The sequence below is a fragment of the Nocardia sp. Marseille-Q1738 genome, assembly GCF_965283145.1.
The window spans coordinates 195318-206821 of the sequence record NZ_CBDIMS010000008.1; the positions used below are offsets into that span (position 1 = coordinate 195318).

At 68.7% G+C, this 11504-nt stretch carries 11 protein-coding genes; 2 read left to right on the forward strand and 9 right to left on the reverse strand.

What is annotated here, in order from left to right; all coding sequences use genetic code 11:
- Window positions 1-43: 43 nt before the first annotated feature.
- The 3 genes from ACWPXK_RS25920 to ACWPXK_RS25930 are packed head-to-tail and all read right to left on the reverse strand — an operon-like array spanning window position 44 to window position 2812.
- Window positions 44-1171: a thiolase family protein gene (locus ACWPXK_RS25920; RefSeq protein WP_454198768.1), complete on the reverse strand. Its 1128-nt coding sequence runs from the start codon at window positions 1169-1171 to the stop codon at window positions 44-46.
- On the reverse strand, window positions 1168-2289 hold the full coding sequence (locus ACWPXK_RS25925) for a class I adenylate-forming enzyme family protein (protein ID WP_454198769.1): 1122 nt from the start codon (window positions 2287-2289) through the stop codon (window positions 1168-1170). Before ACWPXK_RS25925 ends, ACWPXK_RS25920 begins: the two co-directional genes overlap by 4 nt.
- Complete coding sequence (locus tag ACWPXK_RS25930; RefSeq protein ID WP_454198770.1) at window positions 2282-2812, reverse strand: biotin transporter BioY; 531 nt, start codon at window positions 2810-2812, stop codon at window positions 2282-2284. The genes ACWPXK_RS25925 and ACWPXK_RS25930 overlap by 8 nt, the downstream gene beginning before the upstream one ends.
- Window positions 2813-3042: 230 nt before the next feature.
- On the opposite strand from ACWPXK_RS25930, the gene ACWPXK_RS25935 reads away from it, so the two are divergent.
- A complete protein-coding gene (locus ACWPXK_RS25935; RefSeq protein WP_454198771.1) occupies window positions 3043-3495 on the forward strand; it encodes a CBS domain-containing protein in 453 nt (150 codons plus the stop codon).
- Window positions 3496-3581: 86 nt separating this feature from the next.
- On the opposite strand, the gene ACWPXK_RS25940 is transcribed toward ACWPXK_RS25935, so the two are convergent.
- Together ACWPXK_RS25940 and ACWPXK_RS25945 are read right to left on the reverse strand one after the other, a co-directional pair.
- A complete protein-coding gene (locus tag ACWPXK_RS25940; RefSeq protein WP_454198772.1) occupies window positions 3582-4598 on the reverse strand; it encodes an alpha/beta hydrolase in 1017 nt (338 codons plus the stop codon).
- Between the two features lie 248 nt (window positions 4599-4846).
- Window positions 4847-6052: an esterase/lipase family protein gene (locus tag ACWPXK_RS25945; protein ID WP_454198773.1), complete on the reverse strand. Its 1206-nt coding sequence runs from the start codon at window positions 6050-6052 to the stop codon at window positions 4847-4849.
- 574 nt (window positions 6053-6626) lie between these two features.
- Here ACWPXK_RS25945 and ACWPXK_RS25950 point away from each other — a divergent pair.
- Window positions 6627-7691 carry a fused (3R)-hydroxyacyl-ACP dehydratase subunits HadA/HadB gene (locus ACWPXK_RS25950; protein WP_454198774.1) on the forward strand — a complete coding sequence of 355 codons (1065 nt, stop codon included), beginning with the start codon at window positions 6627-6629 and terminating at the stop codon, window positions 7689-7691.
- Here the strand turns inward: ACWPXK_RS25950 and ACWPXK_RS25955 are convergent, their stop codons facing one another.
- From ACWPXK_RS25955 to ACWPXK_RS25970, 4 genes are read right to left on the reverse strand one after another with little or no spacing between them, the layout of a single operon-like run.
- Entirely contained in the window at window positions 7692-8744 is a 1053-nt protein-coding gene (locus ACWPXK_RS25955) for an LLM class flavin-dependent oxidoreductase (protein ID WP_454198775.1), read from the reverse strand.
- A gap of 44 nt (window positions 8745-8788) precedes the next feature.
- The gene (locus ACWPXK_RS25960) at window positions 8789-9841 is read right to left on the reverse strand and encodes an alpha/beta hydrolase (protein WP_454198776.1); all 1053 of its coding nucleotides are present in this window, start codon (window positions 9839-9841) and stop codon (window positions 8789-8791) included.
- Complete coding sequence (locus ACWPXK_RS25965) at window positions 9838-10224, reverse strand: acyl-ACP desaturase (protein WP_454198777.1); 387 nt, start codon at window positions 10222-10224, stop codon at window positions 9838-9840. The genes ACWPXK_RS25960 and ACWPXK_RS25965 overlap by 4 nt, the downstream gene beginning before the upstream one ends.
- 58 nt (window positions 10225-10282) lie before the next feature.
- On the reverse strand, window positions 10283-11230 hold the full coding sequence (locus ACWPXK_RS25970; protein ID WP_454198778.1) for a transcriptional regulator: 948 nt from the start codon (window positions 11228-11230) through the stop codon (window positions 10283-10285).
- Between the last annotated feature and the right edge of the window lie 274 nt (window positions 11231-11504).

Sequence of the window (11504 nt, forward strand, 5' to 3'; positions counted from 1 at the left end):
CGCGAATGCGCGCTGTGCCCTCGGTTCACTCGCTGCCCCTCCCTCACGACACGCGCTCCACAAGCATTGCGATGCCCTGCCCGCCTCCGATGGCGCAGGCCGCGAGCCCCAGCGCGGGGCCATCCGCGCGCAGCATCTGACTCGCCAACCGCACCAGCAAGATCGCTCCGGACGCGCCCCAGGGATGACCCATCGCGATGGCGCCGCCCTGGGGGCAGATCCTGGCTTCGTCCAGGCCCAATTCGTCCGCCACCGCCAGCACCACCGACGCGAACGCCTCGGTGATCTCGATGACGCCGAGATCGGCCACGTCGAATCCGGTGCGGCGCAGCAATTTTCGTATCGCGGGCGCGGGACCGAGTCCGGGCAGCGCTGGATCGGATCCGGCGACCGCGCAGCCGAGTATCCGCAACGCGGGCAGCCCCGCGGCCAGTGCCTCGCTGGTGACCGCCATCGCCGCGGCACCGTCGGAGATTCCGCACGAATTCCCCGCGGTAGCCGTGCCGTCGACGCCGAAACTGGGGCGCAGCCGCGCGAGCCGAGTCTCGGTCATGCCCGCGCGGATGCGCTCGTCCCGGTGCACGTCACCGATCGGCACGATCTCCGCGGAGAAGTCGGCCGCCGCGGCGAGGGTGTGCGAGCGCGCCGCGTAAGCGTCCTGCCGCGCACGGCTGATGCCGCGTGCTCGGGCGAGATCATCGGCGGCCACGCCCATGTCGGGATCGGGAAAACCTTCTGGTGCGAAGGGAGCGCGGGTGTATCGCACGGGGTCGGCGTCCGCGACGGGAGGCCAGAAGCGCCATGGCGCCGTGCTCGCCGATTCGACGCCGCCGGCCAGGATGAGTTCGTCCGCGCCGCTGCGCACGCGCAACGCGGCCTGCATCACCGCATCCAGGCCGGACCCGCACTGCCGGTCGACGGTGACGCCGGGAACGTGCACGCCCAGACCCGCCCGCAATGCCGCGATCCGGGCCGGATCGCCGCCAGGTCCCAGGCAGTTGCCGAGGACGACGTCGTCCACCTCGGCATCGATCCCGGCGGCGCGCACCGACGACAGAACCTCACGCAGCACGGGAGCGGCCAGATCGGTGGTGGTCAGATCGGCGAACCCGTGTCCCGCGTTGCCGATCGGCGTGCGACGCGGCGCCACCAGAACCGGGACCGGGGTCATGTCAGCAAGTCTTTCAGCTGCCCCCTGGCGACTTTCCCGGCGGCAGTTCTCGGCAGCGCAGGAAGCGGCACCCACCGACGCGGCATCGCCTCTTTCGTCAGCACCCGCCGCGCCCGCGCCCGGATCTCGTCGAGTTCGACCAGGCCGTCCAGTTGCACCGCGGCCGTGACCGTTTCACCGAAAACGGCATGGGGCGATCCGATCACGGCCGCGGCGGCGATTCCGTCGAGTGCCTCCAGGACGCGCTCGACATCCTCGGCCAGCACCGTGGTGCCGCCCACGTTGATCGCGCAGTCGCCCCTGCCCCGCACCGTCAGCGTGCGGTCGGCCCCCAGTTCGGCGAGGTCACCCACCCCGAACCACTCGGGCGCGCCGAGCACCGTGTAGGGCGATCGGACGTAGAGCAGTCCGCCGCGCACGTCGGCCTCGACTCCGTCGAGCAGCCGCATCGGCTCGGGGACGCGCCGCGCCGCCACGAGAGAGACTTCCGAAGACCCGTAGTACTCGACGACCTCGATGCGGTCGGCAGCGGCCAGCGCACCGTCGTCCACCGCGATGCCCGCGACGATCGCGGTACGCAAGCGCGGGCAGGTACGCGCCACCTCGCGCAACACCGCGGGAACCGCATGCACCACGGTGGCCCGCGACGGGTCATCGGTGACGCACGCACCCCGCCACAGCGCATGCAGCGCGCCGAAGAGATGCATGGTCGCGTGCAACGGGCCGGTGATCAGTACGCGGTCGGTCGGCGCCACGCCGGTGATCGCGGTGAACGCGGGGAAGCTGTCGTACCAGGAAGCGGCCGTCCGGGCGAGCGGTCGCGGACGCCCGGTCGACCCCGACGTCGCCACCAGGAGAAACGCCGCGGGTGGAATGCTCGGCCGGTGCGGACGGGCGTCCGGGTTCTCGACCATCACCGGGATGCCGCGCCGAGCCGCGGCGCAGACACAGATCAACGCGTCCGGAACCGAGAGGGCCGACGCGTCGTAGACGGTCGCGTCATCCTGCTGAGAGATCCACTGCTCGATCGCCCGGTCGAGGTCGCGATACGTGTGGGTGCGGCCGTCGAAGTCGAGGGCAGGCTGATCGCCCGCGCCGCCGAGTTCGGGACTAAGCATGGATCAGACCGGGGTACGCACGGTGGACACCCTTGGCCACCACCGTCGCGACGACCACTTTCGCCAGGTCGCCGGGAATGAACGCGGCATTGGTGGAGATCGCGGCCCCGATCCCCAGATCCGTGCGCAAGAGCAGCCCGACGATGCCGCAGAGGTAGATGACCAGCATCCCGCCGGCGGCATTGATCAGCAGGCCGAGCACGAGGGGGTATTTCGGCAGGATCCGTGCGGTGAGCAGCCCGATGAACAGTGCCGCCGGAATCCAGCCGACCAAGTATCCGGCACTGGGCCCCGCCAGCGCGGTCAAACCGGTGCGGCCGCCGGACAGCAGCGGCAGACCGATCATCGTGAGCGCGAGGAAGACCAGCACCGCTGCGGTGCCCTTGCGCGCCCCGAGCACCGCTCCGGCCAGGATGACACCGAGCGTCTGCACGGTGATCGGCACGCCGCTGAACCCGACCGTGATGGCCCCGGGCAGACCCAGCGCGGCGATCAGCGCCGCGAAAACGGCGATCTGCGCCATATCGCGCGCCGAAATGCCAATCCTCGACTCCCGAGAGTTCTCGACACCCTCCACGACAACCCTCCGCTAAAACTTGAACGACGTTCAAGATAGCAGGCCGGGGGTGGCGGCGCGCGGGGCCCGACTCCGGCGAAGTCGAGGACGAGACTGTGACCTTGTCCCCTACCGCCAGGGCGGAATCCGAGTGATGGTCGAGCGGCAAGCGACGGTACGTATCGAGGAGGCTCAGCATGATCACTGCGGAGACCGTCATGCGCCCGGATGTCGAGTGCATCAACGTGCGCGACACCATGGACTTCGCCGCCCAGCGGATGCGCCAGCTCGACGTCGGCGCACTCCCCATCTGTGATGGCGAAGGCCATCCGGTCGGGATCGTGACCGATCGCGACATCGTCGTGAAGGTGGTCGGTGTCGGGTTGAATCCCAGGACGACCACAGCCGGGGAACTCACCCAGGGCGCGGATCGGATGCACACCGTGGACGTCAGCGCGGATATCAGCGACGTTCTGGCGTGTATGACCGAGTTCCGTATCCGCCGGCTTCCGGTAACCGCTCAGGGTCGGCTCGCCGGCATCATCACCGAGGCGGATCTCGCGCGACAGCTGCCCGAGCATCAAGTCGGCGAATTCGTCGAAGCCATTTGCGCCGCGAATCTTCCGACCCCGGGCGAGACCACCTCCTGACGCGGCTGTGCGGCGAGGGCGAAGAATTCCCTCCCGCAGTAAGGGTTCTCGAGCGATGATCAGTGGTGCCACACGTGTGCGGCAACTCAGTGTGGCAGGCCGAGTCCGTCGGCCAGCACCGGCCACGACTTCTTCAGTGCCTCTTGCCAATAGCCCCATGAATGGGTTCCGGTGGGCTGGAAGTCATAGGTCGCGGGGATGCCGAGCGCGTTCAGGCGGTCACGCATGTTGTGCGTGCACCAGTTCACCGCCGCCTCGATGACGCCGCCCAAGACCAGCTGATTGAGATAGCCACGCGGGCCGGGCTGCATGTGTGTGCCGTTGTAGGTGTCGTACATCCCGGGCACGCCGGTGCCCGTGGACAGGAACAGGCGCAGTCCGCGTAGCTGGTCGGCGTGCACGTAGGGGTCGTTGGCCGCCCACATCGGGTCGCCGGGCGGGCCGTACATGTTGTCGGTGTCGCCGCCGCCCCAGCTCTCCACGGCCAGCTTCACGAACTCGCGTCCGAGCGGATCGCTGATCTGCGCGCAGCCGCTGTAGGCCGCGACCGCCTGGTACAGGCCGGGTTTCGCGATCGGCAGCTGGAGCACCGAGGTTCCGGACGTCGACAGTCCCGCGATGGCGTTCGCACCGGTGGTGCCGAATTCCGCGTCGATCAGCGGGGGCAGTTCCTCGGTGAGGAACGTCTTCCACTTGTACAGGCCGAGTTTCGGGTCGGGGGCGCGCCAGTCTGTGTAGTAGCTCCACCGACCGCCGACGGGCTGGACGACGTTCACGTCCTTGTCGGCGAGGAAACGCAGCACGTCGGTGTTCTTCTGCCAGGTCGCGCTGTCCTGGCCACCGCCGCCTCCGTTCAGCAGATACAGCGTCGGCCGCGGCGCCGAGCGATCGGCCGGGCGCAGCACTTTCACCATGATGTCCTGCCGCATCGCCGCGGAGTACACCCGCAGCTGGACCGTGCGGTCGTCCTCGGCCCACCGGCCGGTGATCGCCGACGGCGGGTCCGCTGTCGCGTTCGGTGACGCCGCGACCACGCCGAACAGGGCCACGACCGCCGTGATGGCGGGTATCCACGGGCGGCAACATTTTTCGGGGCGGGTCATAGCCGGATGCTCCTGTTCTGGTCAGCGCACGCCGTGGGTCGACACCGTGGTGCCCACCGAGCGGCGGGTGCGAAGGTCCGCTCGGTGGGCTCACCGCCACGCGCCGGGATGTGCGCGCCAGGACAGGGGCGGGTTCGAGGGGATCCTGTCCGGCGAGCAGCGAACGCGAGGCGGCCGGTGCCCCCGTCGAGCAAGCGCGAAGTCGGGCACAATGCACGCCGCGCGACGAAGGCACGTCTATCGGATGGTCAGAGCGAGCCTCCGCCGCCGATCAGCCACGGGTTGAAGGTGCACACCAAGGTCGGGTGGCCGACCGGGTCCAACGCACGCAATGCGATGGACAGCGCGCGGGGCGAGTACATGATGGTGAGGTGGTCGGACACGTCTTGCTCGCATCCGTCCTGCAAGGTGATGTTCTGCACCGACATACCAGGCGCCGCCTTCAAGAAGGTCAGGTCGTAAGGGTTGGTGATCTCGTCGTAGCGGGTGGCGACAATGGTGTAGTCGACACCGGGAATGGTGTCGCCGTTCTCGTTGAGCTTATTGACGAAGTCCGAGCCGACCGTCTGCTGGATGCCCGCGTGGCCGACGAAGATCTCGATGAAGCCGAGGATGTCGATGCCGAAGTTGTTGATCGCCCGGCCCAGCGCGCCGATACCGATCAGGCTCGTGCCGTGGTGCGTAGCGCCGTACGTGACGAGGTTCTTCACCTTGGCCGCGCCGCCCTCGAACTTGGTGTACCAGTTCGACATCGAACCGCCCTGCGAATGCGCGACGATATCGACTTCGGAGGCGCCGGTCGCGGCCAGCACCCGGTCGACGAACGTGGCCAGCTGCTTGGCCGAATCCTGGATATAGCCGGTACCCATCACGCCGGGGAGCACCGAACCGAGACCGCCCCCTTCGAGGAGGTTCGACCGGCCGTAGTTGACGGTGAACGTGCAGAAGCCCGCGTCTTTCATCGGCTGGCCCATGAACGCGAAGCCGTTGTAGGCGTTCATCCAGGTGCCGTGCACCATGACCACCGGGCGCGGATGCTCGGCCGTCGGCTTGCAGTTCCAGTCGTTGGCACCGGGCGGGGCGGCGTCCGGATGCATCAGCCCGTAACCGAACGCGGCCAGCCACGACGTCATCGGCGGGCCGTAACCCACGGTGTCACTGGCGTATCCGCCGGAGGACCCCGAGCTGCTGCCGGATCCGCCGTAGCAGTCTCCGGAACCGTTGCCGGACCCCGCGCCGCTGCCCGACGTGCACGCCGAGCCGGTGCCCGCGCTGCCCGAGTCGGCGACCGGCGCGGCCTTGCGACCGGCGGCGATGTAGTCCGCGAGCGTCTGTTCGGTCGGCCGCTCCTCCGGCGCCGCGTTCGCCCCGACGCCGGCCGAACCGACCGCGAGCACCGACACGCTCAGCAGCACCGCCGCGATAGACGAGCGCCCGTAAGTACTTCGTTTCATTACATGCCTTCCTGCAGAACCACGGTGTTCGAGGGGCGGTGCCGTTCTTGCGGGTCGACGGCACCGAAACTGCGCCAACGCTAGAACCGCGCAACGTGACCACCGACTCGGAACGAACGGATCTGGAGACCTCACGAATGCCTTTGTCGCGGCTAGGGATACGCCACAAAGGCAACGACAATTACCGCGTTTGCGAGGCGATAGGGCATGCAGCACAAAAAGACCGCGGCGAAACGGTGAATTCTCCAGATCACCAAGCGATCACAGTTCCGCATCGGCGTGCGGGGGCATCATGGAAAAACGTGCACATCGCCGTCGGTGGCCATCCGATGGCTAACCGCTTGGAGATCCCGTGTCCCCCATCATGGTTCCCATCACACGCGTCGGCGCTCACGCGAGGGTGTGCCGTTGGCCGCCAGCCATATCGACTGCGGGGTAGCTCTTTTCACAACGCGGGCGTCGGCATCGCGGGGACCGGTGACAGCCGAGCGGATGTCTTCGCTTCGCCGGCGGATCGGCCCGCCACCTGACCGGATCCTGCCGACCAGCACCGTATCGCAATACAGGAGCATCCATGAACGAGACCGCCGTGAATCCGGCCGATCAGGCGAGGGCGCTCGTCGACCGTCGTTATCGTTCCGCCGTCCCCTACCAGGTGGAACGGGAAAAGATCCGGGAATTCGCCCGCGCCGTCCAGGATTACCATCCGGCGCATTGGAGCGAGGCCGCCGCGGCGGAACTCGGATATTCCGGACTCGTCGCGCCCGCGACCTTCAGCTCGATAATTCTCACCAGGGTGCACGGCGAAATCATGGATTCGCTGATCACCGGGTACGACCCGACCCGGATTCTGCACGCGGACCAGATATTCGACTTCGGCAGGCCGCTGGTCGCCGGGGACCGCCTGACCTGTGACGTCTATTTCGAATCGTTCCGGCACTTCGGCGACTACGACGTCCTCGCGATCAAGAGCGTGCTCATCGACCAGGACGGCATGGTGGTGCAGACCGGCTCCAGCGCCTTGCTCGCACGCCTCGGCGGTCGCGATCCGGGGCTGGCCCAGGCGGTACGCACCGTCGCCATGGGTCATCGCTCCCCTGTCGCGACGCGGCAGGGCCGAACCGAAGCCGTCGTCCCCGCCGCCGCCGACTCCCTTGCACCAGCGCCCGCACGCCGGATATCGCAACCGGATATCGATTTCGCCGACCTCGCGGAGGGCACGGAATTGCCCCCTCGGACCGTGCGCTTGTCTCGTGGGGACCTGGTCAACTACGCCGGGGTGACCGGAGACGCCAATCCGGTGCTCTTCGACGAACGAATCGCCGTCGCCAGCGGTCTGCCGACCGTGGTCGCCCCCGGCATGCTGAAGCTCGGGCTGGCCGCTTCGTTCCTGAGTGCCTGGCTCGGCGACCCCACGGCGCTCACCCGTTTCCGCGCGCAGTTCGCGCACAACACGCACTACTTGCGCATTCCCCCCTTGGCGACCGGGACGGTCGAGTTTCGCGGCCGGGTCACCTCGATCGATCCGCGCAGGCGACGGGCGACCATCGCGGTGGACGCACGGGCCGAAGGTCGCAAGCTGTTCGGCTACGCCGCCGCCGAAGTGCTGTTCCCGCAAGCGATTCGGGCCGCCGACTGATCAGGCCGCCGCATCGGACCGGCCCATATCCGGCCCGTCGACTCGAGCGGGGTCACGCAGCAGGCCGGTGAGCAGCGCCAGCCTGCGGTGCGATGCCAAGCGGGCGGCGCGGTCATAGGTACTGGTATGCACCAGGATCTCGTCGGCGCCGGTCCTGGTCACCAACCGCTCCAACTGGTCGGCCACCTCGTCCTCGGTGCCGTACAGATGCCCGCGCAGCCCCTCGTGGAAGATCTCCCGTTCCCGATCGGTCATGGCGCGCGCCTCGATGTCCGATGGCGGCATCAGGGGCGGGAACTCGCCGCGGGTGCGCGCGTACGCGGCGGACCATGCCTCCGATAGCAGCAGCCGATACGCCTGCGAAGTGGTGTCGGCGATGACGATCGATCCCGAGACCACCACGTAGGGTTCCGCGCCCGCCACCCCGGGACTGAACTCGGCGCGATATCGCTCGATGGCCTCGATCATGCGGTCCTCGCCGCCCACCGCGGCGATCACGAGCGGCAGACCGAACCGGGCCGCTCGCGCGGCGCCGGACCCGGTCGCCAACAGGAAGGCGGGAACCCGCAGCCCCTCCGCGGGCCAGGCGTGCACGCCCCGCCTGCCCTCGGCGAAGTACGCCAGCAGCTCGGCGAGCTGGGCGTCGAAGTCCTCGGCATCGCGTTTGTCGTGCCCAAGGGCGCGCCGCACGCCGTCGGTGAAACCCACCGACCGGCCCAGGCCCATATCGATACGTCCGGGATACAGCGACTCCAGCACACCGAATTGCTCGGCCACGACCAGAGGCTGATGATTGGGCAACATCACGCCGCCGGTGCCGATCCGGATCCGGGAAGTCGCTGCCGCCGCGGCCGCCGCGAGCACCGTCGGCGCCGAACCCGCCACGCCGGGCACGCTGTGGTGCTCGGACACCCAGAAGCGGTGATATCCCCACTCCTCGGCGAGTCGAGCGAACTCGACGCTCTCGCGCAGCGCGGCCGGATGGCTCTGGCCGTGCCGGACGCGCGAGCGGTCCAGCACGGAGAACCGAACGGAGGACAGGGCCGAGGTCATACCGATGTCAACGCCACCGCACCGCGGAGATTCCGCGGCGCCGTTCAGGAGGACTCGGGAACCTCGAGCGCCGGCGCGAGCACTTGCCACATCTTCGGTAGCTGGGCCTGGAAATCCGGCCACGTATGCATCCCCGCGGCGGAGTACTCGACCGTGGCGGGAATCTTCAGTTCGGCCAGGCGCGCGGCGAACCGCTCGGTGCACGCTCGGGCGCCCGCCTCCAGCGCCACACCACCACCCGCGGTGCGCAGCGCCTCCACGATCGTCGGCGAGTTGGCGACGGCCACCAGGTCGGCGCCGGTGGGCAGGCCGGTCGCCGCCGAGAGGTAGATCCCCGTGCCGCGCAGCCCTTCCGCGTGCAGCAGGCTGTCGTGCGCGGCCCATTCCGGTGAGGTCGGCGGGCCCCAGAGGTTGTCGACATTCCCGCCGCGTGAGGCCACCGTGATGGTGGTGACGGCGTGACCGAGCGGGTCGGAGGTGGAATAGCAGCCGCTCATGCCGGCCACGGCGCGGTACCAGCCGGGATGGCGCTGCGCGAGCATCATCGCCGCCTGCGCTCCCATCGACACCCCCGCGATCGCCCGGCGGCCGTCGGTGCGCAGCAGCGATTCCACGATGGGCGGTAGCTCGGTGGTGAGGAAGGTCTCCCAGCGATTGAGTCCCAGCGCGGTGTCGTGGCGCACCCAGTCGCTGTACATGCTGCCGGTACCGCCGCCGGTCAGCACCACGTCGACCGGCTTGTCCGCGAAGAACTCCGCGGCGTTTCCCTTGGTCAGCCAGGCGGAAGTGGCGTCGCCGTCGACGCCGTCGAGCAGATACAGCACCGGCCGGGGCCCCGTGCCGCTGCCGCGCAGCACGTCGACGGTGATGACCCGGCGCATCGCCGCCGATGCGATCGCCAGCCGTTGCCGGCGCGGCGCCACGTTCTCGATCGAGATCAAGCCGGTCCGGGTCATCTCGGGGTCGACGGCGGGTGGCGGGGTCGGCGGCGTCGGCGGGGTCGGCGGGGTCGGCGTCACCGGATCGGCGAGCACGGGCGCAGCGGCCACCGCGGCGATGACCGCCATCGCCGCGGTGATCGGTCCGCGCAGCCTCATCGCGCCGCGGCGGCCCATTCCGCCTGCCGGGCCGCCGCGCGTCGGCGCTGCTCGTCGAATCGTTGCGGGGCGCCGCACCGGCCACCCCGGGCAGCCCACACGCCGTCGAGGGTGACTGGCTCCGAGATCTGCCGGTGATAGGACGGCAGACTATCTTCGATGCACGGATTCGTGATCATCGCGGTCTGCGCACCGTCGGAAAATTCGGATCGACCGGGCTCCCGGACAATGCGGCCCACCCCAGTGAATTCGCAGCGATCGTCCCACTGCGCGTAATCGTACGGATTCCAGGTCTTGGGATTGTGCAGATGGTCGTTGAACAGGCGTTCGACGGCGGGCTCGAGTTCGCGCGGAATATGGCGATCGGACAACGCGGTGGTCACTCGCACTCCTTAGCTCACCCTCGACAACAGGGCACAGTCGACAATAGCTGACGAAAAGTCATGCGGAGCGTCCAATTACGTGATCGTTGGGCGCGGTGACGATGTTCATATGGCTCGGCTGGAGTAGCTCACAACCCGGCGCTTCACCCGCTTCGGCCACCTGGTACAGCCCCGGTGGCCCGCCCGCGGCCCGCAGCCGGTCGAGTACATCGTGCGCGCGACCGGCGAGTTCGGGGATGCGTGCGGTGCGGCCGGTCGCGACCGCTGCGGTCAACGGCACCTCGGCGGCGTCGCCGACCATGGCCAGTACCTCGCCGGTCATGCTGAACGATCCGGTGTGGGTGAGCGGGTCGTCCAGGGGCACCAGCACCGTGCCGCCCGCGGCGGACAGCACCGACAGCGCGCGGGAGCCGAGCGGGCCGGCCAGTGCGGCCTGGACACGGCGGAGCTTGCGGCGGGCGGCGACCGCGCCCGCGCCAGGTCTTCGCTCGTCCGGGTGCGGCGGAATGCCCAAGGCCACCACCTGGTAGGACCGCGCGATGGAAATGCCGGTCTCCCGGGCGAGCTCGCCGACCGCCTGTCCACCGAGCAAGGCCGAGACCAGCGTCTGAGCGGCGGTCTGATGTTCCCGAGCGACCGCGCGATGCTCGTCGACATAGGCGGTCGACGCGGCCAAGGTCACCATTTCCAGCACGTGGACCGCCAGCCGCGCCCCGGCCAGAAAATGATCCGCCCGCTCGTCGGCGACCTGGTCGGCGAGGAATTCCAATCCGTTTTTGATTTCCTCGTGGTAGGCGCCGAGCACCGTTTCCAGCGCGATGCCCTCACGCGCCCAGCGCGCGGCGAATCCGGCGATCTCCGGGGGCCGCGTTTCAGCGGGTGACCTCTGTGGAGCGAGGAGTTCGACGGCCGCGGCCAAACAGTTTCGCGCGGCGGTCACCACATCGCCGGACGCGTCGTGGCCGGAGTTCTCGGCCAGATGTTCGACAAGTTTTGATGTCAACATCTCGGTACTCGTTTTCGGCTGCCTGCCCATCATGCCTACCGAAGGTTAGCGACTGATCGTGATGAAATCGAGATATGTTCCACCGTATCAGGTAACTCATCAGGGACCGCCCGACGCGTTGGGCGGGATCACAAGCACTCGGGCCATTCGGCGCATACCGTGACCCGGGTCGCCAGAAATGCTGCGGCCCCGTGGGTCCGGGTGGTCGAGGTAGGTGACGCAGCGCCGACCGCGCATTCCGGCGCTGCGTCGTGGTCACCCTAGAGCCGTGTCG